A 22471-nucleotide genomic window follows, 5' to 3' on the forward strand; every position below is an offset into this window, starting at 1 on the left:
CCGGGGCGGGTGGGCGCCCGCCGGTGGCGGCTGCTCGCGGGGGGGGGGGGGGGGGGCCCCCGGGGGCGCGGGGGGGGGCGGCCGACTCCGAGCCAGGTCGAGGACCTGGCCGGTCGATCACTTGATGTCGAGCTGCTGACCCGGGAAGATCAGGTTCGGGTCGCTGAGCACGCCGCTGTTGCGCTCGAAGATGTCCTGGTAGTCGACGCCGTACTGGCTGGCGATCTTGCCCAGGGTGTCACCGGCCTGCACCGTGTAGTCGGCACCGTTGGACTTCACGGTCGACTTCTTCTTGGTGCTGGTGGTGCTCTTCGAGCTCTTCTTCGAGGAGGAGCTCTTCTCGGAGGACGAGCTCTTCTCGGAGGACGAGCTGGAGCCACCGCTGGTGCTGCCGCTGGTCCAGCTGGTCTTCGAGGTGCAGCCCGGCCAGGCGCCGGGGCCCTGCGAGGCGAGGACCTTCTCGGCGACCGCGATCTGCTCCTCGCGGCTGGCGTCCTTGGCGTTCGACGCGTACTGCGTGCCGCCGTAGGCCGCCCAGGTCGACGGGGTGAACTGGAGGCCGCCGGAGAACCCGTTGCCGGTGTTCGCGCTCCAGTTGCCGCTGCTCTCGCACTGCGCGAGCTGGTCCCAGTCCGCGGCGTTCGCGGGGGCCGCGACCGCGATCGGGGCGGCGACCACGGCACCTGCGATGGCGAGCCGGGCGGCGTTGCGGGCGATGCCGGCGGTGGAAGGTTTCCGGTGCTTGCCTTCGTAGCGAGTCATTTCCCTCTCCTGCCGCGCTTGCGAGGTGAGCTGTCGGGTTCGAGCTGAGAGGCAGCCCGGCCGGCTCGGGAGCCGGCTTCACCCCTAGGGCGTTCGGGGCGCCCAGTGGTGGTTCCCCCGCCCCTGTCCGGTGTGTTCGTTCGGGGGTGGGAAGCCCGCCGGACAGGGTTCGGCGCTGCGGGCTTCCGTGGTCCTTGCTGATCGGTTCGGGGCCGACCGGAGAGCGACACTACGTAACCGATCGCCGAAGCGGAAATCTGAGCATATGTGATGCTAGTCACAGTAACGATGGCTCAGGGGTGTCCGATCTCGATCGTTTTCGCTGATCAGAGCGTCGTTATCAAGTCGTTTCCGGGCTGAGATCGATCACCGTCAGTGAGGCGTGGCTCACCTCTTCGGCGGCCTTGAAACCTCGTCGTCGCCGGGATGTCATCCCTCGGTCGGTCTGAATCGAGTCCGGTGCACGCGTGGAATCGGGCCTTTTCGCGATCACTGCGCGATCAGGGGGCGTGACTCTCGGTGAGGTCTGGCCTCTCTCGGGTGAGGGATCCGAGGAGACGGCTCGAGATCGTCCAGGAGCCGTTCGAAGATCAGGAGACCGTCCCGGCGGCGCCCCCGGGGAGGCGGTGCGGAGCCACTCGATCGCACACCGAGAAGTCACCCGGGGGAGTGTGTCAGACACGCCGAGGAATGTTGTATTCGCGCACGCGCGCCTGCGCGGGCGGAGTAATGAGGAGAGAACTCGATCGCCGCAGGCGTTCAGCCACCCGCGAACGGCGGCAGCACGTCCAGCTCGTCACCGGCGCCGACCTCGATCGACCGGTCCCGCAGCGCGACCCCGTTGAGCAGGAAGCTGCAGGCGGGCACCACGGCGGCCAGCCGCTCGTCGTGCGCCGCGAGCACCGCGTCGACCACGTCCGACGCCCGCACCGGCCCCGGCGCGGCCGGCGCGATGCTCAGGACCTCCTCGGCCACGCCCGCCGCCGCCCTGGCGCCGGCGAAGTACCGCACCCGCACGGCCGTCGTGGCGGGTGCACCTTCGAACTGCACAGTCACGGCGGTCAGCCTCCGATCGCGCTCATCGGCCGGGACGGCTGCGCGAACCCGTCGTCGTCCATCCCGTGCCCGGCCTTCTTGGCCCACATCGTCCCCTGCCACAGCCGAGCCAGTTCGTCGTCCCCCGCGCCGTCGCGCAGCGGGCCGCGCAGGTCGGTCTCGGTGGTGGAGAACAGGCAGGACCGCAGCTGTCCGTCGGCGGTGAGCCGGGTCCGGTCGCAGTCGGCGCAGAACGGCCGCGTCACCGAGCCGATCACGCCGACCGTGCCGGGCCCGCCGTCCACCAGCCAGCGCTCCGCGGGCGCCGAACCGCGTTCGGCCACGTGCGGGGTGAGGTCGAACTCGGCGCCCAGCCGCTCCAGGATCTCGTCCGCGGTGATCATCTGCTCGCGGTCCCAGCCGTGCTGCGGGTCCAGCGGCATCTGCTCGATGAACCGCAGCTGGTAGCCGTGCTCCAGGCAGAAGCGCAGCAGGTCACCGGCCTCGTCGTCGTTCACGCCGCGCAGCAGCACCGCGTTCACCTTCACCGGTTCCAGCCCGGTCGCCTTGGCCGCGGCGAGCCCGTCGAGCACGTCGTGGAACCGGTCCCGGCGGGTCAGCCGGTGGAAGGTCTCGGCGCGCAGCGTGTCCAGCGAGACGTTGACCCGGTCCAGCCCGGCCTCGACCAGCGCGTCCGCGTAGCGGTGCAGGTTGATGCCGTTGGTGGTCAACGAGGTCTTCGGGTGCGACGGCAGCGCGCTGGTGGCGGCGACGACGTCCACCAGGTCCTGGCGCAGCAGCGGTTCGCCGCCGGTGAACCGCACGTTGGTGACCCCGAGGGTCTCCACGGCGATCCGGATCAGCCGGTTCATCTCGCCGGTGTCGAGCATCTCCTGCTTCTTCAGCCACGGCAGCCCCTCGGCGGGCATGCAGTAGGTGCAGCGCAGGTTGCACTTGTCGATCAGGGATACGCGGAGGTCGGTGGCCACGCGGCCGAACCGGTCGACCAGTGCCGGGGTGTCCGGACGCGTCGAGGTGTCGGTCGTGGGGCGCACGGCCGGGATGCCCAGGTCCACTGCGGTCACACCATCGACCCTAACCCCGTCCGAGGGGGTATTTCGATCGACGGGAGCGGCTTTCTCGCAGCGGTGCGGGGCTTTCCCGACCTGCGGAGATCCGCAGTGGACGGTCCGGACGCCGCGAGTGCGGCCGATGGGGCGCTGTCCTGCCCGCAGTCGCGGCAGTAATCTGCACGACTGTGCCGCACTACCGGATTTCCGAAGCCGCCGGACTGCTCGGCGTCAGCGACGACACCGTGCGCCGCTGGGCCGACGGCGGGCAGCTGACCACCGAGCGGGACGGCTCCGGCCGCCTCGTGGTGGACGGTGCCGTCCTGGCCGGGTTCGCCCGCGACCAGGCGCGGGCCGTGCCGGACCCGTCGGGGGTGGGTCGTTCGGCCCGCAACCGGCTCGTCGGGCTCGTCACCGAGGTCGTCTCGGACCGGGTGATGTCGCAGGTGGAGCTGCAGTGCGGCCCGCACCGGGTGGTGTCGCTGATGAGCACCGAGGCCGTGCGGGAACTGGGCCTGGAGCCGGGAGTGCTGGCGGTGGCGGTGGTCAAATCGACCAACGTCGTGGTGGAGACGCCGGGAGGCTGACGTGGTGGGACCCAGAGTTGTCGCAGCCCTGGCCGGGCTGGCGCTGTTAGCGGCCGGGTGTTCGACCGGCGGCGGCGAGCAGGCGCAGGGCGAGCGCACCGTCACGGTGCTCGCCGCGGCCTCGCTGACCGAATCGTTCGACCAGCTCGCCGAGCGGTTCGAGGCGGAGAACCCGGGGGTGGAGGTGCAGGTGGACTACGCGGGGTCGTCCACGCTGGTCGAGCAGCTCACCCAGGGCCGCCGGGCCGACGTGTTCGCCTCCGCGGACACCAAGAACATGGACAAGGCGACGAAGGCGGGCGTCACCGGCGGCGAGCCGCAGGTGTTCGCCACCAACAAGCTGACCATCGCGGTCCCGAAGGGCAACCCGGACCACATCGGTTCGCTGGCCGACCTGACCGCGCCCGGCCGGCTCGTCGTGCAGTGCGCGCCGCAGGTGCCCTGCGGTTCGGCCTCGGCGACCGTCGAGCGGGCCGCGGGCCTGGACGTCGAGCCGGCCAGCGAGGAGAACGACGTCAAGTCGGTGCTGCGCAAGGTCGCGGCCGGTGAGGCGGACGCCGGTCTGGTGTACGTGACGGACGCGCGCTCCGCCGCCGACCAGGTGCAGGCGGTGGACTTCCCGGAGGCGGACCAGGCGGTGAACGACTACCCGATCGTCGCGCTCAAGGACGCTCCGGAACCGGAGCTGGCCCAGAGGTTCCTGGACTACGTGCGCGGCCCGGTGGGCGAGCAGGTGCTCACCGAGCACGGCTTCGGCTCGGAGTGAGCCCGCGTCGCGCGCGCGGCGGAGGAGCGCGCCCGGTGGCCGTGCCGGGGGTGCTGTGGGTTCCCGCCGCGCTGGCGCTGGTGCTGATCGTGCTGCCGGTGCTGGGGCTGCTCACCAGGGTGGACCCGGCCCGGCTGCCCGAGCTGCTGACCAGCGAGGCCGCGCTGGACGCGCTGGAGCTGTCGGTGCGCACCTCGCTGGTGGCGACGGTGCTGTCGCTGGTGTTCGGCGGCCCGCTGGCGGTGGTGCTGGCGCGGGCGCGGTTGCGCGGCTTGCGGGTGCTGCGCGCGGTGGTGCTGCTGCCGCTGGTGCTGCCGCCGGTGGTCGGCGGGCTGGCGCTGCTGTACCTGCTGGGGCGCACCGGTCCGCTGGGCGGGCTGCTCGACGACGCCGGGCTGCGGCTGCCGTACACGACGGCGGCGGTGGTGCTGGCGCAGACGTTCGTGGCGATGCCGTTCCTGGTGGTGGGCCTGGAGGGCGCGCTGCGCTCGGCGGACGCCCGCTACGAGCAGGTGGCGGCGACGCTGGGCGCGGGCCCGTGGACGACGTTCCGGCGGGTGACGGTGCCGATGCTGCTGCCCGCGCTGGGATCGAGCGTGGTGCTCACGTTCGCGCGGGCGCTGGGCGAGTTCGGCGCGACGATCACGTTCGCGGGCAGCCTGCAGGGCACCACCCGCACCCTGCCGCTGGCCATCTACACCACCGCGCAGTCCGACGTGGACGCCGCGGTGGCCATGTCGTTGTTGCTGGTGGTGCTGGCGCTGCTGGTGATCGGAGTGGCGGGCACGAGAGCGGTGGAGGGACGGACGTGACCGGTCTGCACGCCGAGGTCGCGTTCGCGCGGCCCGAGTTCGCGCTGGACGTGGAGCTGTCGGTGGCCCCGGGCGAGGTGCTGGCGGTGCTCGGCCCGAACGGCGCCGGGAAGTCGACGCTGCTGTCGGTGCTGTCCGGCCTGCTGGTGCCGGAGCGCGGCCGGGTGGCGCTGGACGAGCACGTCTGGTGCGACGCGGCGACCGGCGCGCACGTGCCCACGCACCGGCGCGGGGTGGGCCTGCTGGCGCAGAACGCGCTGCTGTTCCCGCGGATGTCGGTGCTGGAGAACGTCGCGTTCGGCCCGCGCTCGGCCGGGACGCCCAAGGCCGAGGCGCGGGAGACCGCCCGCCGGTGGTTGTCCGAGGTGGACGCGGCCGAGTACGCCGCCCGGCGCCCGGCGCAGGTGTCCGGTGGTCAGGCGCAGCGGATCGCGCTGGCCCGCGCGCTGGCGGCCGCGCCGCGGTTGCTGCTGCTGGACGAGCCGCTGGCGGCGCTGGACGTCGACTCGGCCCCGGCGGTGCGCGGCCTGCTGCACCGGGTGCTGCGGGAGCAGCGGCAGCCGACGGTGCTGGTCACGCATGACGTGCTGGACGCGGTGGTGCTGGCGGACCGGGTGGCCGTGCTGGTGGACGGGAAGATCATCGAGGAGGGCCCGACGCGGGAGGTGCTGACCCGTCCGCAAGCCGCGTTCACCGCGCGCATCGCCGGGCTGAACCTGCTGACCGGCGTCGCCACCGACGGCGGGCTGGACTTCGGCGGCACCGCGATCGCGGGGCGGTCGGTGGAGGTGGCGCGGGGCGAGCCGGCGGCGGCGGTGTTCTCGCCGTCGGCGGTCGCGGTGCACCGGGAACGGCCGGACGGCAGCCCGCGCAACGCGGTGCCGGTGCGGATCGACGCGCTGGAACCGCGTGGTGACGTGGTGCGGTTGCGGGCCGCGACGCGGACGCCGGACCCGGTGGTGCTGTCCGCCGACGTGACGCCCGCGGCGGTCGCCGACCTGCGGTTGGGCGTCGGCGACCTGGTGTTCTTCGTGGTTAAGGCGACCGAAGTAGCCATGCACCCGGTATCCGATGGATCATCTGGGGTGTGACTGAGGAAGCGCCCTGGACGTACTTGATGGACATGGACGGCGTGCTGGTGCACGAGGAGCACATGGTGCCCGGAGCCGATCGGTTCCTGGCCGAGCTCCGCGAGCAGGGCTTGCCGTTCATGGTGTTCACGAACAACTCGATCTTCACCCCGCGCGACCTGCGCGCGCGGCTGCACCGCACCGGCCTGGACATCCCGGAGTCGGCGATCTGGACCTCCGCGCTGGCCACGGCCCAGTTCCTGGAGAAGCAGCGCCCGGGAGGCAGCGCGCACGTCGTCGGCGAGTCCGGCCTGACCACGGCGCTGCACAACATCGGCTACGTGCTCACCGACCGGGATCCGGACTACGTGATCCTGGGCGAGACCCGCACCTACAGCTTCGAGGCGATCACGAAGGCGATCCGCCTGGTGGAGAACGGTGCCCGGTTCATCGCCACCAACCCCGACGAGAAGGGGCCGAGCCGGGAGGGCACGTTGCCCGCGACCGGCGCGGTGGCGGCGCTGATCGAGCGGGTGACGGGGCGGGCGCCGTACTACGTGGGCAAGCCGAACCCGCTGATGATGCGGTCGGCGCTGCGGGCGCTGGGTTCGCACTCGGAGAACACGCTGATGATCGGTGACCGGATGGACACCGACGTGCGCTCCGGGCTGGAGTCGGGCATGCAGACGATCCTGGTGCTGACCGGGATCTCGGACGAGAACACCGCGGAGCTGTTCCCGTACCGCCCCACCAAGGTGATCAACTCGGTGGCCGACCTGGTCGGGCACACCGCGAACCCGTTCGGGGTCTGAGGAGTTCCGGGTGAGTGGACCGTCCGCCCGCTCCGGCGGAACGACCGGCCCACTCACCTCGGTACCTGGTCAGCCCCGGGTGGGCAGCCGGTCGTCGGAGTCGACGATCCGCTTGCCCATCGGGAACAGCGACACCGGCAGCAGCTTGAAGTTCGCGATGCCCAGCGGGATCCCGATGATGGTGATGCACTGCGCGATGCCGGTGACGATGTGCCCGATGGCCAGCCACCAGCCGGCCAGCAGCAGCCACAGCACGTTCCCGATCGTGGAGAACGCGCCGGCGCCGGGTTCGTCGACGAGCCGCCGCCCGAACGGCCACAGCGCGAAGTTGGCCATCCGGAACGAGGCGATGGCGAACGGGATCCCGATGATCGTGATGCCCAGGACGATGCCGGCCACGGCGTAGCCCAGGGCCAGCCACAGCCCACCGAAGATCAACCAGATCACGTTCAGCAGCAATTGCATGCCCTCAGCGTGTCATGTGCGCTCGGACGAGTGGCCAGGTGGTGACCCTGAGTTCTCCCCGGGTCAGACCCGCAGTTCCCCGTCGAGGACCGTGACGGCCCGCCCGCGCAGCGCCACCCGGTCGCCCAGCGGGGTGGCGCGGACGAACCCGCCGCGCGGCGAGGCCTGTTCGCCGACCAGCTCCACCCCGGAGCGTCCCAGCTCGGCGGCCCAGTAGGGGGCGAGCTGGCAGTGCGCCGATCCGGTCACCGGGTCCTCCGGGATACCGGACGCGGGCGCGAAGAACCGGCTCACGAAGTCCACCCCGTCCCGGTCGCCCGCCGCGGTGACGACGACGCCCCGGTAGGGCCAGGTGGCGATGCGCGCCAGGTCCGGTTCGAGCCCGCGCACCTCGGCGGCCGCGCCGACCCGGACGAGCAGCCGCCCCGGGGCCGCGCGCACGTCCTCGACGGTGGCGCCGGGCAGCGCCGCCGCCAGGTCGCTCGGCGGCTCCACCGGGTCGGCGGCGCTCGCCGGGAAGTCCATGCCGATCCAGCCGGCACCGGAGTCCGTGCAGATCAGCTCGCCGCTGCGGGTGGCGAACCGCTGGTCGCCGCCGAGGGCGTGCGCGGCGGCGAGGGTGGCGTGCCCGCACAGGTCGACCTCGGTGGTGGGGGTGAACCAGCGCAGCGGTTTCGGTTCGGTGCCGTCGAGCACGACGAACGCGGTCTCGGCGTGCCGCATCTCGGCGGCGACCGACTGCATCCAGGGTTCGGCGGCGGGCGCGTCGAGCAGCACCACCCCGGCCGGGTTGCCGCTGAACGGGTGCTCGGTGAAGGAGTCCACGACGTAGGTGCGCACCCCCGGAGAGTACGGCCGTGGGAATCGATCACCAGCGGAACGGCCGGGTTCCGAAGGGCTGGGCCCGACCCCTCGACTTTTGCCCGACGCGGGCGCAATCATGAGTGTTCTGCGTCACGACAGCGTCGGGGAGGGCACTGTGGACACCGCCGGAACACCAGAACCCAGCTACGACTCCGGGATCTCCGAGGTGCCGCTGCTCGGCGACACCATCGGCGGCGACCTGGACCGGACCGCCGCCCGCGTCCCGGACTCGGACGCGCTGGTCGAGCACGCCGGCGGCCGCCGCTGGACCTACCGGGAGTTCGTGGCCGACGTGGACGCGCTCGCCCTGGGCCTGCTGGACGCGGGCATCGACAAGGGCGACCGGGTGGGCGTGTGGTCGCCGAACCGCGCCGAGTGGACGCTCACCCAGTACGCCACCGCGAAGATCGGCGCGATCCTGGTCAACATCAACCCGTCGTACCGGCTGCACGAGCTGGAGTTCGTGCTCGGCCAGGCCGGGGTGCGGATGCTGATCTCGGCGCAGCGGTTCAAGACCTCCGACTACACCGCGATGATCGAGCAGGTGCGGCCGAGCTGTCCCGGTCTGGAGCAGGTCGTGCTGTTCGACGACCCGAGCTGGGACGAGCTGGTGGCGCGCGGCCGGGCGGGCGATCCGGCGCGGCTCGCGGCGGCGCAGGCGCGGCTCGGCGCCGACGACCCGATCAACATCCAGTACACCTCGGGCACCACCGGTTTCCCGAAGGGCGCGACGCTGTCGCACCACAACATCCTCAACAACGGGTTCTTCGTCGGTGAGCTGTGCGGCTACTCCGAGGTGGACCGGGTCGCGATCGTGCCGCCGTTCTACCACTGCTTCGGGATGGTGATGGGCAACCTGGCCTGCACCAGCCACGGCGCGGCCATGGTCATCCCGTCCGAGGGCTTCGACCCGGGGACCGCGCTGGCCGCGCTGTCCGCGGAGCGCTGCACCTCGCTGTACGGGGTGCCGACGATGTTCATCGCCGAGCTGGACCACCCGGACTTCGAGAGCTTCGACCTGGGCTCGCTGCGCACCGGCATCATGGCCGGATCCCCGTGCCCGGCGGAGGTGATGAAGCAGGTCATCGACCGGATGGGCATGACCGAGGTCGCCATCTGCTACGGCATGACCGAGACCAGTCCCGTCTCCACCCAGACCCGCGCGGACGATTCGCTGGAGCGCCGGGTGTCCACGGTGGGCCGCGTCGGGCCGCACCTGGAGGTGAAGGTCGTCGACCCGGCGACCGGGCTGACCATGCCGCGCGGCGAGGCGGGGGAGCTGTGCACCCGCGGCTACTCGGTGATGCTCGGCTACTGGGACCAGCCGGAGAAGACCGCCGAGGTCATCGACCGCGCCCGCTGGATGCACACCGGCGACCTCGCCGTGATGGACGAGTCCGGGTACGTGAGCATCACCGGCCGGATCAAGGACATGGTGATCCGCGGCGGCGAGAACGTGTACCCCCGGGAGATCGAGGAGTTCCTGTACACCCACCCGGACATCGTGGACGCGCAGGTCATCGGGGTCCCGGACGCGCGCTACGGCGAGGAGCTGATGGTGTGGGTGCGGCTGCGCGCCGGCGCCGCCGAGCTCTCGGCGGAGGCGCTGCGCGAGTTCTGTACCGGGAAGCTCGCGCACTACAAGATCCCCCGCTACGTGCACGTCGTGGACGACTTCCCGATGACGGTCACCGGCAAGATCCGCAAGGTCGAGATGCGCCGCCAGGCCAAGGAACTCCTCGGCCTGGGCGACTGATCTCTGCCTCCGCTGCTTCTCCGCTGCAGCTGCGTAGCACTGAGGTGGCGCGGCTTCCTCGCCGCCCGCGTTTCCGTGTGGCCGCGATTTCTCCCTGTACCGGCCCGGACCACTACCTGTCTCCGACGCCCGTCCGGCGAGTTTCGGCCGTGTCCTGTCAGCGGCGGAGCCGCTGAGCAGCGACCACCTGAGCAACGGGACCACCAGCGGGTTCTCAGCGGTTCCCTCGCGAGGACAGCGATTTCTCGTGTGGCGGAGCCACTCGTGAAATCGATCCCGCAGCGAGGGGGCCGCTGAGGTTCCGCCTCCCGATCACTGCGCAGCAGGGGGACGAATGGGCGTCAAGCCTTGGCGAGTTCTGCTGCGTCCTCCTCGCCGAACTGGTCTTCCAGGCGTTCGGGGGAGGCGTCGACGTCGATCTGCTCCAGCGGGGTGCCGCGGGCCGAGGAGATCGCGCCGAGGCGGCGTCCGGCGCGGTCGTTCGCGTAGCTCAGCAGCTCGTCGGTGTCCAATTCGAACGGTCGCACCTCGGGCGCGTCGGCGGGCTGCCACTGGATGAGCTGCATGGCGTGCGGCAGCAGCTCCTGCATCATCTCCTCGACGTGGCCCCAGTTCGCCTCGTCGGCGGCCACGTGCCTGCGGCAGGTGAAGGTGCCCCACGCCATGTGCCTGCGCTCGTCGTCGCCGATGTGGCCGATGATCCGCTGCATGCCGGGGAACAGCCCGCGGCTGCGGCAGATCTTGTTCCACGCGTAGTAGCCGGTGAGCGCGAGCGAGCCCTCCACGACGTGGTTGTAGGTCACCGACGCCCGGATCTGGTTGCGCGGCCCCGGATCGGTGTCCAGCGCGTGCAGCACGGTGGGCAGCACGTCGTAGAAGATCGTGCGGTAGCCGGGGTTGTCCTCGACGAACTCGTTGAGGTTCTCGGTGAGGCCGACGGCGTCCATCCACAGCCGGAACGCCTGGGTGTGCTTGGCCTCTTCGTACATGAACTGGGTCAGGTACATCTCGTCGCCGAAGCGGCCTTCGGCGGCCGTGGCGGACAGGAACGGGCGCAGGTCCTGGGTGACGGCTTCCTCGCCGGCGATGAACTCGGCGCACAGCCCCGCCACGCTGCGCCGTTCTTCGCCGGTGAGCCCGGCCATGTCGCGGGCGTCCTGCTCGAAGTCGATGTCGGCGGGGTTCCAGAACTTCGCGTTGCCCTTGGTGAACAGCCGCAGCGGCAGCGAGTCCCAGTTGAGGCCGCCGGGGCGCAGGGAGTGGAAGTCGTCGCGGTGCTTGCTGCTGTCCGTGGTGGTCGTCATCGGCCTGCTCCAGCTCGCCCGGGTAGTGTGATTCGCGTTACACCGCCGATTTTCGATACTAGAAAGTTCCGCGTCAAGGGCGGTCACTCGCCCGCGTGCGGCGGTTAGCCTCCAGGTCGTGAACCCCGCGACCGTCGGCTTCGACCTGGACCTCACGCTCATCGACCCCCGGCCCGGCATGGTCGACGTGTTCGAGCGGCTGCGCGCGGAGTTCGGCGTGCCCCTCGACGGCGAGCACTTCGCCGCCAACCTCGGCCCGCCGCTGCCCGACGTGCTGCGCACCTACGGGTTCGACGAACCGCTCGTGGCGAGTCTCGTGCACCGGTTCCGGGAGCTCTACCCCGAACTCGTCGTGCCCGGCACGAAGGCCATGCCCGGCGCGGCCGAATCGCTCGCCGCGGTGCGCGAGCTCGGCGGCCGGGCGCTCGTCGTCACCGGGAAGTTCGAGCGCAACGCGCGGCTGCACCTCGACGCCCTCGGCTGGGAGGTCGACCGGCTCGCCGGCGACGTGTTCGCCGCCGCCAAGGGCGACGTGCTGCTCGCCGAAGGCGCCGCCATCTACGTCGGGGACCACCTCGGCGACGTGGTCGGCGCCAAGACGGCCGGCGCGCTCGCCGTCGGCGTCGCCACCGGCCCCTACCGGGCCGAAGAACTCCTGGAAGCCGGGGCCGACGTCGCGCTCGGCGACCTCGCCGAGTTCCCCGCCTGGCTCGCCGGCCGCGCGGGCTGACTCAACCGCGGCGGGTGCGCAGCACCGCGCCCACCACACCGACGACCAACCCGGCCGGGGCCAGCAGCGTCGCCAGGTTCAGCCACAGCGGCAGGTCCTCCAGGCCCGCGGCGTACGACCCGAACACCGCGAGCACCGCGAGCACGCCCGCGGCGAACAGGCCCACCGCGAGGGGGAGCACGACGGAACGAGGGGAAGCGGCGCTCATGCGAGCAGGGTAGGCGCCGCGGCGGCAGGTCCGGCCCGGGTGTGGCCGGAACCTCCGGCTCGGTCGAAGACTTCGCAGGTCAGCGAGGCCTCGTCGGCCGCTCCGCGCAAGGGGCGACGATGTTGCGCTCCGGGCGGGTACTCTGGAACGGACGCGTCCTGGGAACGCTCTGACAGCGTGGCGTTCCGGGGCGTTTTTGTTGTGCCAGGGCCGGTGCGTCGCGCCCCGGCACGACGCACGATGACGACAAGGAGGACCCGCTCGCTCCCGGACCGCCCGACCTGGGCCACGTGGAGGAGTGCGGGCCGGGCATCGACAGGGAACGGTGAGGACAGTGCCGACCGGCAGGGTCAAGTGGTACGACGCGGACAAGGGCTTCGGCTTCGTGACCCAGGACGGTGGGGAGGACGTGTACGTGCGCTCCTCCGCGCTGCCGTCCGACGTCGACTCGCTCAAGACCGGCCAGCGCGTCGACTTCGACATGGCCCAGGGCCGCCGCGGCCCGCAGGCCCTGCGGATCCAGCTGCTGGACCCGCCGCCCTCCGTCGTCGAAGCGCGCCGCCGCCCCGCGGACGAACTGCACGGCATGGTCGACGACATGATCAAGCTGCTGGAGCTGAAGGTGCAGCCCGACCTGCGCCGCGGCAAGTACCCGGACCGCAAGGTGTCCAAGCGGATCGGCGAGGTCGTCCGCGCGGTCGCCCGCGAACTCGACCCCGGCGCCTGACCCCGGCGCCGAACGAGAGCGAACGCCAACCGCACCGCCCGTCTTCGAACCTGCCAGGTCGTTTTCCTGTCAGCGGCGAAGCCGATGAGCGGCGACCACCAGAGCAGCAGGACCACCCGCGGGTCCTCAGCGGTTCCCTCGCGAGGACAGCTTTTTCCCATGTGGCGGAGCCACCTGCGAAAAAGATCCCGCAGCGGGGGAACCGCTGAGGTTCCGCCACCCGAGCCACCACGCAGCAGGAGTTCGACAGGCAGAAACCGTCAGGTCGGGTCGATGACCCAGGTGGCGGCGATGGGGAAGTCCACGCCGCCGTCCTCGCCGAGCACGAGGAGACCGGAGTACTGCTGCACCTCGACGTGCTCCAGGCGGGTGCCGTCCGGGGGGACGCGCAGGGTGTAGGAGTGGCGCTCGTCCGGCCGGATCACGCCGGTGCGCCCCTCGACCTCCTGGCCGTCGACGCCCCGGTAGATGTAGGACACCTGCCACGGCGTGGCGGACACCTCGCCGGGCACCGAGATCTGCAGCGGCGACTTCTCCGGCACCCGCAGCTTGCCCACCGGGTCCTCGGCGGGCGGCGCGCAGTTCTCCCCGGTCGCGTCGCAGAACCGCGCGGGGGCGACCTCGATCGCCTCGCCGTGCGAGTAGAACGTGACCTGCGGGGCGGAGGGTGCCGAGCACCCGGCCAGGGCGACGACGCCCAGCGGAGCCGCGAGCAGCAGCGACTTCAGTCCACGATGCACGACCGCGAGCCTACGGCCCGGTGTCGTCCGCCAAGTCCACGGCCCGGTGTCGCCGGACGGGCTCGCGGTCCGAGGCGGTCCGCCTGGTCCGCGGTCCGGCCGGAACGCCCTCGGTGCCCGGTTCGGCCCGGCGGCCCCGGCGCGGGAGCCGGACCAGCCCGCCGCCGCGCCCGACGAGGACGGTCTGCACCAGCACCAGGGCCAGCAGCGCGGCCGTCGTGGTGAAGCCGATCCACCACACCGGCGGCAGCAGCACTCCCAGCGCGCCGCCGAACACCCAGCTCAGCTGCAACACCGTCTCGGAGCGGCCGAACGCGGAGGCCCGCGACTCCTCGGCCACGTCCCGCTGCACCACCGCGTCCAGGCACACCTTCGCCAGCGCGCTCGCGGTCGCCGCCACGAGCCCGACCGCGACCGCCGCGGGCACTCCGGCCAGCACCGCCGCGCACACCGCGATCGCCAGCGCGCTGCCCAGGCAGCTCACGATCAGCCGGTCCGGGGCGCCGAACCGCATCCGGGCGCCCGCCGCGTTCCCGAGGAAGCTGCCGAGTCCGGCCGCCCCGCCGACCGCGCCGAGCAGCACGACCTGCATCGCCGGGTCCTGCCGGGTGCTCTCCTTGATCACGAAGGCGGCGAACAGCGTCAGGAACCCGGTCAGCACCCGGATGCCCGCGTTGCCCCACAGCGCGACGACCACGTGCGGGCCCAGCGGCGCCCGCCGCCGCTTCCCGGCCACGGCCCGCGCCTCGCCCGCCGAGCTCTCCACCCGCCGCGTGATCCGCAGGCACAGCCACACCCCGGCCGCCGCGAGCGCCGCCATGAACCACAGCGCCCCCGGCGATCCCAGCAACCACGCGAACCCGGACGCCACCGCTCCGAACACGCCCCCGGCGGCCAGGCCGAACGTGGTCAGCCGCGAGTTGGCCGTGGTCAGGTCGATCGCCGCGGGCAGCACCCGCGGGGTCATCGCGGCCTTGAGCACGCCGAACGACTTGGACAGCACCATGCAGCCCAGCGCCGCCGGGTACAGCAGCCAGCCGTCGAAGTTCACCGCCATCACCGCCGCCAGCAGCACGCGGACGCCGAAGGACACCGCGAGCGCGGTGCGCCTGCCCTGCCGCAGCCGGTCCAGCGCGGGGCCGATCACCGGCGCGATCACCGCGAACGGGGCGACGGTGATCAGCAGGTACAGCGCCACCTTGTCCCGGCTCTCGCCGGTGGCAGCGGAGAAGAACAGCGTGTTCGCGAGCGCCACGGCCATCGCCGCGTCCACCGCGTAGTTGAGCATCACCGCGTAGCTGAAGCGGGCGAGCCCGGATTCGGCGGCGCCGTCGGCGTGCGCGGCGGAGAAGAACAGCCGCATCGCGGCGCGGGTCAGCTGGCGGCCGCGCCAGGCCGCGACCCGGGTGACGGTGAGCTTGCGCGGGGGAGCGGTGGCGTCCCAGCGGCCGCCCGCGGAGTTCTCGGGAGCCTCGCCGGGTGATCGGCCGCCGTCCGGGCCGGTGCGCCCGCGGTGCTCGCGTGCGTCGTCGGGCGCGGGGTGGGGTTCGCGTTCGCCGTCCGGGCCGGAACCGCGGTGCGTTCCGGCGGTGCGCGGTGGTGCGGTGGCGGCGGGGTGCTCGGATCCCCGGGCCCCGGGGCCCGCCTGCTCGCGTCCGGCCTGCGCGGCATCGGCTGCGCGGACGCGTTCCCGACCGCCGTCGCGTTCCTGACCGCCGTCGCGTTCCCGACTGCCGTCGCGTTCCCGACTGCCGTCGCGTTCCCGACTGCCGTCGCGTTCCCGGTCGTCCCGCTGCTCCCGGTCGTCCCGCCGTCCGCCGAAGCCCTGCGGGATCCGCCCGCGCCTGCCGCGCCGCCCGGCTCCCCAGCCGGGGCGGCCGGTCGGTTCCTCGTCGGTGCGTTGGTCGCGTCGGGGCCCCATGACTTCATCCTGCCCCAGCCGCGGGGTCGATCGCGTCCGCTGCTCCGCTGCTCAACCCGGCGTGCGGCGGAGTTGTCCACAGCCGAGAGCTACCTGTGGACAACCTGTGGAAATTTGCGAGATCACGCGTGAGTTCTCCACAGCTCGGTCGCGGCAACCGGTCAGCGGGGCTCGAACCGCACCCGGTACGCGTGCGGCCACAGCTTCCCGGTGAGCAGGAATTCGTCGGTCCCGGGCACCGCGGCGATCCCGTTCAGCACGTCCGCCCCGGCCCGCTCCCCGGCGGGCAGCAGCCCGGACGCGTCGACGACCGCGCCGACCACGCCGGTCGCCGGGTCGATGCGCACGATCTGGTCGCTGCCCCACACGTTCGCCCACACCTGCCCGCCGGCGCATTCGAGCTCGTTGAGCTCCGGTACCGGCCTGCCCTCCAAGGTGACCTGGACGGAGCCGGTGGCCGCGAACGTCGCCGGGTCGCGGAAGGTGAGCCGCGCGCTGCCGTCGCTCATGACCAGCCGGGAACCGTCGTGGCAGAGCCCCCAGCCCTCGCCGTCGTAGTCCACCCGGCGCAGTTCCCGCAGGCTCGTCCGATCACGTTCCAGCGCAACCCCTTCCTGCCAGGTGAGCTGCCAGATACGGTCTCCGGCGACGGTGATGCCTTCGCCGAAGAGGTCGGCGGGGAGACGTTCCTCCCCGAGCACGCGGCCGGTGTCCGGGTCCAGCGCCCGCAGCAGCGAGCGCCCGTACCGCCCGGTGCCTTCGTAGAGGGTTCCGCCGGACAGTTCGAAGCCCTGGGTGAACGAGGAGCGGTCGTGCGGGAGCACGCGGGTCACCATCGCTCGAAGGTGTGGCACGCTGCCCGCGTGCCCAATGCTCTGATCGGTGTGCTCGCGATCCTCTTGGCCTTCGTGCTGAGCTGGTACGTGCGCCGAGCACGCGCCCAACGCCAGTCCGGACAGCAGGCTCGTGATGATCACACCTGCGGACAGACGGTTGCCCAGCGCAGTTCGCCTGGGAAGATCTCCGGTTCGCACCCCGAAAGCCTGACACGGGCGGCGACCGCATCGAACGCGTACGGCACAATCGAGCACGTGACGCCTATGCCTGCTCCGACCACCGACCCGGACGCTCCGCTCGGAGTTCCCGGGGAGCCGAGCGGCGAGTCCACGGGGACCCAGCCGGAACCGGCCCAGCCCGAACCGGCCCGGCTCGACCCGACGCTGGCCGCGGCCGTGGAGACGGCCCGCGCCGCCGCCGAGGGCGAAGCGGGCCCCGCGGCCGATCCGATCGGTTCGCCGGTGCTCACGGTCGACGCGGCGGAGGCCCCCGTCGGCGCGCACGTCGGCGTGGAGGCCGAGGGGCCGGACGCGGCGACGCACTACTTCGAATCGAACTACCCGGGGTACGTGGGCTGGCGCTGGGCGGTGACCGTCGCGATCGCCGGTCCGGGTGAGCCGGTCACGGTCAGCGAGGTCGTGCTGCTGCCGGGCCAGGACGCGCTGACGGCGCCGGCCTGGGTGCCGTGGAGCGAGCGGGTGCGGCCGGGCGATCTCGGCGCCGGTGATCTGCTGCCGAGCGCTCCGGGCGATCCGCGGCTGGCCGAGGGCTACCTGTCCGGTGCGGACCAGGGCGTGGAGTCGCTGGCGCACGAGGTCGGCCTGGGCCGCAAGCGGGTGCTCAGCCACGAGGGCAGGCTGGCGGCCGCGGAGCGCTGGCACCAGGGCGAGTTCGGCCCGGGCAGCGACATCGCGAAGCTCGCGCCCGGCGCGTGCGGCACCTGCGGTTTCTTCCTGCCGCTGGCGGGTTCGATGCAGGCCGCGTTCGGCGTGTGCGGCAACGAGATCGCGCCGGCGGACGGCCGCGTGGTGCACGTGGAGTTCGGGTGCGGCGCGCACTCGGAGGCCGAGGTGGACACGTCGTCGACGGTGCCGGTCGCCGAGGTCGTCTACGACGACACCACGCTGGACTTCGAGTCGCGCGGGTGACCGCGCAGGACGTGTTCGGCACGGCCGAGCTCCGGCGGGCCGTGCTGGAGTCCTGGGACTCCTCGCCGACGAGGTTCCGCGAGGACGCCAACGCCGAGGAGGACCTGCGCCTCGGCGGCTACCGGGACCGGCTGCTGGTGGAGCTGGCGCAGAACGCCGCGGACGCGGCGGGCGCGGACGGCGTGCTGCGGGTCCGGTTCGAGGACGGTGAGCTGCGGCTGGCGAACACCGGCGCGCCGCTGACCTCGGACGGCGTGGCCGCGTTGGGTTCGCTGCGGGCGTCGGCGAAGCGCGAGGGTGCGACGGTCGGCCGGTTCGGCGTGGGTTTCGCCGCGGTGCTGGCGGTGTCGGACGCGCCGCGCGTGGTGTCGACCTCGGGCGCGGTGGAGTTCTCCGCGGAGCGCACCCGGGCCGAGGCGGCGGCGCTGCCGGGCCCGGCGAAGGAGCTCGAATCCCGCGATGGCGGTGTGCCGGTGCTGCGGCTCGCGTGGCCGTCGCAGGAGCGGCCGCCGGAGGGCTTCAGCACCGAGGTGCGGCTGCCCGTCCGGTCCGATGTGGACGGTGATGCGCTGCTGGCGGAGTTCGCCGAGCGCGCCCCTGATCTGCTGCTGGCGCTGCCCGCGCTGCGCGAGGTCCACGTCGGTTCGCGCTCGTGGCGCCGCGAGGACCAGGGTTCCTCGCGCGCGGTGGTGCACGGCCCGCAGCGCAGCGACCGCTGGCTGCTGCACCGGGTGTCCGGTGAACTGGGCGAGTCGGCGCTGGAAGGTCTGGGTTCGGAGGCGAAGCGCGGCGCGAGCTGGTGGGCGTGCTGGGCGGTGCCGCTGGGGCCCGACGACGTGCCGATCCCGCTCGCCGAGGACGTGCTGCACGCCCCGACGCCCACCGAGGAGCGGCTGTCGCTGCCCGCCCGGCTGCTGGCCGGGTTGCCGGTGGAGGCGGACCGGCGGCGGGTCGCGGCCTCGCCCGCGGTGGAGTCGGTGTTGACGTTCGCCGCGGAGAGCTACCCGGACCTGGTCGCGAAGATCGCGCCGGAGCACCGCACCGCGCTGGTGCCGCTGCCCGGCTTCCCGCTGTCCGATGTGGACGGGAAGCTGCGGCAGGACGTGCTGGACCGGTTGCGGATCAGCGCGTGGCTGCCCGGTGGCGCCGGTGGGTCGGTGGCTCCGAGCAGCGCCGCGGTGCTGGAGCACTACTCGCCGGAACTGGTGTCGCTGCTGGCGGACGTGGTGCCGGGCCTGCTGGCCGCGGAACTCTCGGACGCCCGGCAGCGGCGCGCGCTGAGCACCTTGGAGGTGCGGCGGCTCGGCGCGGCTGAGCTGGTGGCCGCGGTCGGCGGGCTGGAGCGCCCGCCGTCCTGGTGGCACCGGCTGTACGAGGCGCTGGCCCCGATCCAGCGCACCGATCTGCGCGCCCGCGAGGAGTTCGCGGCGCTGCCGGTGCCGCTGGCCGACGGCCGCACCGTCACCGGCGCGCGGGACGTGCTGCTCACCGACGGCGATGCCGATTCGGGCCCCGCCGCAGTGCTGTCCACATTGGACATCAGCGGGCTGCGCATCGCGCACCCGGACGCGGCGCACCCGCTGCTGGAGCAGCTCGGTGCGCACCGCGCTGGACCCGCGGAACTGCTCGACGCCCCGCCGCTGGCGGAGGCGGTGCGCGGCAGCGTGGCCGAAGCCCGGGTGGGCGCGGACGTGCTGCCGCTGACCGAATCGGTGCTCGGCCTGGTCCGCGACTCGCGCCCGCACGACTGGCTGGCCGCGCTGGCCATGCCGGACCGCGACGGCGAGATCCGCCGCGCCGACGAGCTGCTGCTGCCGGACGCGGCGCTGCTGGCCGTGCTCGACCCGGACGAGGTCGGGCCGGACGGTTCGCTGGGCGTGCTGGACGGCGCGTTCGCGGCGCGCTGGCCGCGGGACCTGCTGCGGTCCGTGGGCGTGCTGGACTCGTTCGCGCTGCACGTCGAGGACGACCCGATCGACCCGGACGAGCAGTTCGCCGACAGCGTCCGCTGGTGGCACGAGCAGGAGCGCCTGGCGGGCGGGGCGTGGCCGCCCGCGCGGTTCACCTCGGTCCGCGACCTGGACCTGGTCGCCGACGACGCGTGGCCGCAGGCGATCCGGCTGCTCACCGACTCCCCGGACATCGCGCACGTCCTCGGGGACCCGCACAGCCATCCCGCGTGGTGGCTGGCCCGCTTCGCCGTCCTCGACGGCCGCGAACCCCGTTCATGGCGGTTGCCGGAGGCCGAGGACATCGCGGGGATCTACGACCCGGTGCCGGACCTCGGCCTCAGCTCGCGGCGGCTGCGGCTGGCCGGGGTGCGCGGCGAGCTGCGCGTCGACGACCCGGACGACGCGGCCGACCTGGTGGCGCGGCTCGGCGACCCGGACCGCGGCATCCGCGCGGGCACGGCGCTGCGGGCGCACCGCGTGCTCGCCGACGCCGTGGTCGACGGCGTCGTCAGCCCCGGTTTCGCCGGTCCGCCCGAATCGGTGCGGTCCCTGTCCGGGGCCGTGGTCAGCGCGGAGCGGGCCGTGGTGCTGGACGAGCCGTGGATGCTCGGCGTGCTGGAGGCCCCGCTCGTCGTCGCCGGCGGCGGCCCCGACCAGTTCGACGCCGAAGCGCTCGCCGAACTCCTGGACCTCCCGCTGGCCTCCGAGGAGAGCACCATGCGGGTGCTCTCCGACGGCCGCGTGCAGCGCTGGGCCGAGGTCGGCCGGGTGCCGAGCTCCTGCGAACTGCTCGGCATCGCGGTGCCGAACGGCGAGGTCGACCTGCACGACGGGCTGCGCGTGAGCACCCGCGACGGGGAGCGGCGCGTGCACTGGTGGGTCGACGCGACCGGTGCGGTGCACGCCGAGCGGACACCGGACGGGCTGGCCCGCGCCCTCGCCTGGGCGGCCGGTGCCTGGGACAGCCGCTTCGCCCTGGCCGCGCTGCTCGCCGACCCGGAAGCGGTCACCCTGCTGCGCTGAGGTCTCGGTCAGCGGCGCAGCGAGTCGAGGAAGCTGCGCCAGGCGCGCCGGTCGAACAGCAAGGTGCCGCCGTCGCGGTCCTTCGTGTCCCGGACGCCGACCGCATCCGAGGCGAGGCCGACCTCCACGCAACTGCCGGATTGCCCGCTGTGGCTGGATTTCCGCCATTTCGCCGCGTCGCTCAGCATCAGGCTTCCTCCATCTCGGTGGCTATCGTTGCAATCAGACCCGCTGAGGCCTCAACAGACAAGATCGAAGTGTGGATGTCCACTACGGCTTGCTTGTAGGCAGCGACGTCCTTTGCCTCGAAGAGGAAGGCTGGAGATCGGTAGTGCTCCAGCTGGACGATCGGCGGCGCCTTCGCGAACTCGTACAAGACGAATGCGCCTTCGTGTGCGGGAGTCCAGTGAGTCAAGCCGTTGGGGAGGACGGCAACCGTGATGTTGCTCTGCTCGCTGATCCTCAAGATGTACCTGAGCTGTTCTGCCATGACCGCTCGACCGCCGAGGGGCTGGCGCAGCGCGTGCTCGGCGATGATCGCGGTGAGCGGTTTCGCTGCTCTTCCCGCTAGTACGTCTCGCCGAGCCATCCGTAGGCCGACTCGGATTTCCCTTTCAGGGTTGGGCAATCCGCGCATGATGGAGCGCGCGTAGTCGGCAGTCTGGAGGAGGCCCGGGATCACGGTGGGCGCCACATCGGTGATCGAGCTGGCCGAGCGTTCGAACTCGGCTAGCTCGACCAGATGCTTGTGCGGACCGGATGAGCTGCGAGCGAACGTGTTCTTGTCTCCGGCATTCCTAGCGAACTCGATCAGCTCGTCATATCTGGTACCGGTAACTCTTAGTGTTCCCAGTATGCGTGCAACATCCTCCGGTCGGGGTGTGCGGGTGCCGGTTTCGTAGCGAGAGATGGTGACATGACTGGTACCAAGCCGATGTGCCAGCTCGCGGGTCGTGATGTTCGCCTGCTTGCGTAGCTCGCGAAGCTCGGCACCGAGCAGGCGCGCCTTGGGTGTGTGTTCACTGGTACCGGCCATGAAAACAGCTTAGCCAATCCGTGTCGGCTGCATGATCCAACGATGGGGGACTAGCAAAGTTGGAGCCGGTAACAACATACTTAAACCGGAAACACGCTAGAGAGGAGCGAACATGCTGGCCGATGGGGCGAAGGTGGGGCGGTGGCAGCCGGTGAGCAGTGGACGGCACGCCTTCGGTTTGGACGCGCGCAGCTCCGAACCGGGTGGGCTGACCCGCGCGCTGTGCGGCGTCGTGGTGTGCACCGACGAGTTGCAGCGGGTCGCCGACGAGATCGACTGGATCCGCGAACCGACCTGCATGGACTGCTGGCGCGAGCTGGCGGACCGAGCGCGCTGAGCGCGCCCCCGAACGCGGCCCGGTCGTGGTGACCCCCGACCCCACACCGGTCCGCACGGGTGGCCGGGCGGCGGCCACACCTCCCCGACGCCCGCCCGGTCACCCTCCACCCGAGGAGATCCGCATGGACCCGCACGACGTGCCCGCCCGCTGCTGGGTGGCGTTCGGCTACCAGAACCACCTCGTCCCGGTCGCCGGTGCCGGCGAGATCGCCGGGAGCTGCGGGGTGCTCACCGACCCGGCCGACGTCGTGCCGTGCGACGAGCGGCCGACCTGCTCGGTGTGCGCCACCGCCGCCCGCACCGGTGATCACCGCATCGTCCCGTTCACCGGAACGATCGACTGTTAATAGCGAGATGGCGATTTCTGCCGCGCACCTGCGGTTTCCGGCATTTCCGCTCGGCCTGCGGTCCGGTTCGTGCTGAGCTGATCAAGGACCACCACTCGCGAGATTCGGACTCGACATGACGCCGCCACCCCCACCGCCCGCGCACCTGCCGCCGCCGGGT

Annotated in this window: 24 protein-coding genes and 1 riboswitch; of the genes, 12 read left to right on the forward strand and 12 right to left on the reverse strand. The window is 72.3% G+C overall.

Translation table 11 applies throughout. The features are described 5' to 3' along the window. Nucleotides 1-117 precede the first annotated feature (117 nt). The 3 genes from LCD31_RS15930 to moaA form a co-directional block, all read right to left on the reverse strand. A complete protein-coding gene (locus LCD31_RS15930; protein WP_224959063.1) occupies nt 118-762 on the reverse strand; it encodes a transglycosylase family protein in 645 nt (214 codons plus the stop codon). Next, a riboswitch (cyclic di-AMP (ydaO/yuaA leader) is annotated at nt 762-928 on the reverse strand. (Overlaps the previous gene by 1 nt.) A gap of 593 nt (nt 929-1521) precedes the next feature. Further along, nucleotides 1522-1818 (reverse strand): MoaD/ThiS family protein, encoded by a 297-nt coding sequence (locus LCD31_RS15935; protein WP_224959064.1) that lies wholly within the window; start codon nt 1816-1818, stop codon nt 1522-1524. A gap of 5 nt (nt 1819-1823) precedes the next feature. Continuing rightward, on the reverse strand, nt 1824-2882 hold the full coding sequence (gene moaA, locus LCD31_RS15940) for a GTP 3',8-cyclase MoaA (protein ID WP_224959065.1): 1059 nt from the start codon (nt 2880-2882) through the stop codon (nt 1824-1826). 173 nt (nt 2883-3055) lie between these two features. On the opposite strand from moaA, the gene LCD31_RS15945 reads away from it, so the two are divergent. From LCD31_RS15945 to LCD31_RS15965, 5 genes are read left to right on the forward strand one after another with little or no spacing between them, the layout of a single operon-like run. Continuing rightward, nucleotides 3056-3454 (forward strand): molybdopterin-binding protein, encoded by a 399-nt coding sequence (locus LCD31_RS15945; RefSeq protein WP_224959066.1) that lies wholly within the window; start codon nt 3056-3058, stop codon nt 3452-3454. Between the two features lies 1 nt (nt 3455). Further along, on the forward strand, nt 3456-4220 hold the full coding sequence (gene modA, locus LCD31_RS15950) for a molybdate ABC transporter substrate-binding protein (RefSeq protein ID WP_374108082.1): 765 nt from the start codon (nt 3456-3458) through the stop codon (nt 4218-4220). A gap of 41 nt (nt 4221-4261) precedes the next feature. Beyond that, nucleotides 4262-5032: an ABC transporter permease gene (locus LCD31_RS15955; RefSeq protein WP_224959091.1), complete on the forward strand. Its 771-nt coding sequence runs from the start codon at nt 4262-4264 to the stop codon at nt 5030-5032. Continuing rightward, nucleotides 5029-6123: a sulfate/molybdate ABC transporter ATP-binding protein gene (locus LCD31_RS15960; RefSeq protein WP_224959069.1), complete on the forward strand. Its 1095-nt coding sequence runs from the start codon at nt 5029-5031 to the stop codon at nt 6121-6123. The genes LCD31_RS15955 and LCD31_RS15960 overlap by 4 nt, the downstream gene beginning before the upstream one ends. Nucleotides 6124-6149: 26 nt before the next feature. Continuing rightward, the gene (locus LCD31_RS15965) at nt 6150-6914 is read left to right on the forward strand and encodes an HAD-IIA family hydrolase (RefSeq protein WP_224959092.1); all 765 of its coding nucleotides are present in this window, start codon (nt 6150-6152) and stop codon (nt 6912-6914) included. Nucleotides 6915-6983: 69 nt separating this feature from the next. On the opposite strand, the gene LCD31_RS15970 is transcribed toward LCD31_RS15965, so the two are convergent. Further along, complete coding sequence (locus LCD31_RS15970; RefSeq protein WP_224959070.1) at nt 6984-7379, reverse strand: YccF domain-containing protein; 396 nt, start codon at nt 7377-7379, stop codon at nt 6984-6986. Nucleotides 7380-7442: 63 nt separating this feature from the next. Beyond that, the gene (locus tag LCD31_RS15975; RefSeq protein WP_224959071.1) at nt 7443-8219 is read right to left on the reverse strand and encodes a PhzF family phenazine biosynthesis protein; all 777 of its coding nucleotides are present in this window, start codon (nt 8217-8219) and stop codon (nt 7443-7445) included. Between the two features lie 100 nt (nt 8220-8319). On the opposite strand from LCD31_RS15975, the gene LCD31_RS15980 reads away from it, so the two are divergent. Further along, a complete protein-coding gene (locus LCD31_RS15980; protein WP_224959072.1) occupies nt 8320-9999 on the forward strand; it encodes an AMP-binding protein in 1680 nt (559 codons plus the stop codon). Between the two features lie 341 nt (nt 10000-10340). Here LCD31_RS15980 and LCD31_RS15985 read toward each other — a convergent pair whose 3' ends face one another. Continuing rightward, nucleotides 10341-11303, reverse strand: coding sequence for a R2-like ligand-binding oxidase (locus tag LCD31_RS15985; protein WP_224959073.1), 963 nt, complete (start codon nt 11301-11303; stop codon nt 10341-10343). Between the two features lie 178 nt (nt 11304-11481). Here LCD31_RS15985 and LCD31_RS15990 point away from each other — a divergent pair, with 178 nt between their 5' ends. Further along, nucleotides 11482-12033, forward strand: coding sequence for an HAD family hydrolase (locus tag LCD31_RS15990; RefSeq protein ID WP_374108083.1), 552 nt, complete (start codon nt 11482-11484; stop codon nt 12031-12033). Between the two features lies 1 nt (nt 12034). On the opposite strand, the gene LCD31_RS15995 is transcribed toward LCD31_RS15990, so the two are convergent. Continuing rightward, the gene (locus LCD31_RS15995; RefSeq protein WP_224959075.1) at nt 12035-12241 is read right to left on the reverse strand and encodes a hypothetical protein; all 207 of its coding nucleotides are present in this window, start codon (nt 12239-12241) and stop codon (nt 12035-12037) included. Nucleotides 12242-12575: 334 nt separating this feature from the next. Here LCD31_RS15995 and LCD31_RS29380 point away from each other — a divergent pair, with 334 nt between their 5' ends. Next, complete coding sequence (locus LCD31_RS29380) at nt 12576-12968, forward strand: cold-shock protein (protein ID WP_224959076.1); 393 nt, start codon at nt 12576-12578, stop codon at nt 12966-12968. A 260-nt stretch (nt 12969-13228) separates the two neighbouring features. Here LCD31_RS29380 and LCD31_RS16005 read toward each other — a convergent pair whose 3' ends face one another. The 3 genes from LCD31_RS16005 to LCD31_RS16015 form a co-directional block, all read right to left on the reverse strand. After that, entirely contained in the window at nt 13229-13708 is a 480-nt protein-coding gene (locus LCD31_RS16005) for a DUF2771 family protein (RefSeq protein ID WP_224959077.1), read from the reverse strand. 10 nt (nt 13709-13718) lie between these two features. Then, nucleotides 13719-15629 (reverse strand): MFS transporter, encoded by a 1911-nt coding sequence (locus LCD31_RS16010; protein ID WP_224959078.1) that lies wholly within the window; start codon nt 15627-15629, stop codon nt 13719-13721. Between the two features lie 161 nt (nt 15630-15790). Further along, on the reverse strand, nt 15791-16501 hold the full coding sequence (locus tag LCD31_RS16015) for a glutaminyl-peptide cyclotransferase (RefSeq protein ID WP_374201661.1): 711 nt from the start codon (nt 16499-16501) through the stop codon (nt 15791-15793). A 228-nt stretch (nt 16502-16729) separates the two neighbouring features. Here LCD31_RS16015 and LCD31_RS16020 point away from each other — a divergent pair, with 228 nt between their 5' ends. Both LCD31_RS16020 and LCD31_RS16025 read left to right on the forward strand, forming a co-directional pair. After that, on the forward strand, nt 16730-17614 hold the full coding sequence (locus LCD31_RS16020) for a DUF3027 domain-containing protein (protein ID WP_224959081.1): 885 nt from the start codon (nt 16730-16732) through the stop codon (nt 17612-17614). Next, on the forward strand, nt 17611-20589 hold the full coding sequence (locus LCD31_RS16025) for a sacsin N-terminal ATP-binding-like domain-containing protein (protein WP_224959083.1): 2979 nt from the start codon (nt 17611-17613) through the stop codon (nt 20587-20589). Before LCD31_RS16020 ends, LCD31_RS16025 begins: the two co-directional genes overlap by 4 nt. A gap of 8 nt (nt 20590-20597) precedes the next feature. On the opposite strand, the gene LCD31_RS16030 is transcribed toward LCD31_RS16025, so the two are convergent. Both LCD31_RS16030 and LCD31_RS16035 read right to left on the reverse strand, forming a co-directional pair. After that, nucleotides 20598-20777, reverse strand: coding sequence for a DUF397 domain-containing protein (locus LCD31_RS16030; protein WP_224959085.1), 180 nt, complete (start codon nt 20775-20777; stop codon nt 20598-20600). Next, nucleotides 20777-21625: a helix-turn-helix transcriptional regulator gene (locus LCD31_RS16035; RefSeq protein ID WP_224959087.1), complete on the reverse strand. Its 849-nt coding sequence runs from the start codon at nt 21623-21625 to the stop codon at nt 20777-20779. The genes LCD31_RS16030 and LCD31_RS16035 overlap by 1 nt, the downstream gene beginning before the upstream one ends. 112 nt (nt 21626-21737) lie before the next feature. On the opposite strand from LCD31_RS16035, the gene LCD31_RS16040 reads away from it, so the two are divergent. Both LCD31_RS16040 and LCD31_RS16045 read left to right on the forward strand, forming a co-directional pair. After that, entirely contained in the window at nt 21738-21962 is a 225-nt protein-coding gene (locus LCD31_RS16040; RefSeq protein ID WP_224959089.1) for a zinc finger protein, read from the forward strand. 124 nt (nt 21963-22086) lie between these two features. Further along, nucleotides 22087-22311 (forward strand): hypothetical protein, encoded by a 225-nt coding sequence (locus LCD31_RS16045; RefSeq protein WP_224959090.1) that lies wholly within the window; start codon nt 22087-22089, stop codon nt 22309-22311. Nucleotides 22312-22471 lie beyond the last annotated feature (160 nt).

The organism is Saccharopolyspora sp. 6M, assembly GCF_020176775.1.
GTDB classification, from domain to species: Bacteria; Actinomycetota; Actinomycetes; order Mycobacteriales; family Pseudonocardiaceae; genus Saccharopolyspora_C; species Saccharopolyspora_C gregorii.

Coding starts and splice junctions, on each gene's coding strand:
- LCD31_RS16030 (WP_224959085.1), bottom strand. CDS start 20,777: ATGCTGAGCGACGCGGCGAAATGGCGGAAATCCAGCCACAGCGGGCAA.
- LCD31_RS16020 (WP_224959081.1), top strand. CDS start 16,730: ATGCCTGCTCCGACCACCGACCCGGACGCTCCGCTCGGAGTTCCCGGG.
- LCD31_RS16045 (WP_224959090.1), top strand. CDS start 22,087: ATGGACCCGCACGACGTGCCCGCCCGCTGCTGGGTGGCGTTCGGCTAC.
- LCD31_RS15970 (WP_224959070.1), bottom strand. CDS start 7,379: ATGCAATTGCTGCTGAACGTGATCTGGTTGATCTTCGGTGGGCTGTGG.
- LCD31_RS15980 (WP_224959072.1), top strand. CDS start 8,320: ATGAGTGTTCTGCGTCACGACAGCGTCGGGGAGGGCACTGTGGACACC.
- LCD31_RS16040 (WP_224959089.1), top strand. CDS start 21,738: ATGCTGGCCGATGGGGCGAAGGTGGGGCGGTGGCAGCCGGTGAGCAGT.
- LCD31_RS16035 (WP_224959087.1), bottom strand. CDS start 21,625: ATGGCCGGTACCAGTGAACACACACCCAAGGCGCGCCTGCTCGGTGCC.
- LCD31_RS15965 (WP_224959092.1), top strand. CDS start 6,150: ATGGACATGGACGGCGTGCTGGTGCACGAGGAGCACATGGTGCCCGGA.
- LCD31_RS15985 (WP_224959073.1), bottom strand. CDS start 11,303: ATGACGACCACCACGGACAGCAGCAAGCACCGCGACGACTTCCACTCC.
- LCD31_RS15990 (WP_374108083.1), top strand. CDS start 11,482: ATGGTCGACGTGTTCGAGCGGCTGCGCGCGGAGTTCGGCGTGCCCCTC.
- LCD31_RS16010 (WP_224959078.1), bottom strand. CDS start 15,629: ATGGGGCCCCGACGCGACCAACGCACCGACGAGGAACCGACCGGCCGC.
- LCD31_RS15930 (WP_224959063.1), bottom strand. CDS start 762: ATGACTCGCTACGAAGGCAAGCACCGGAAACCTTCCACCGCCGGCATC.
- LCD31_RS15995 (WP_224959075.1), bottom strand. CDS start 12,241: ATGAGCGCCGCTTCCCCTCGTTCCGTCGTGCTCCCCCTCGCGGTGGGC.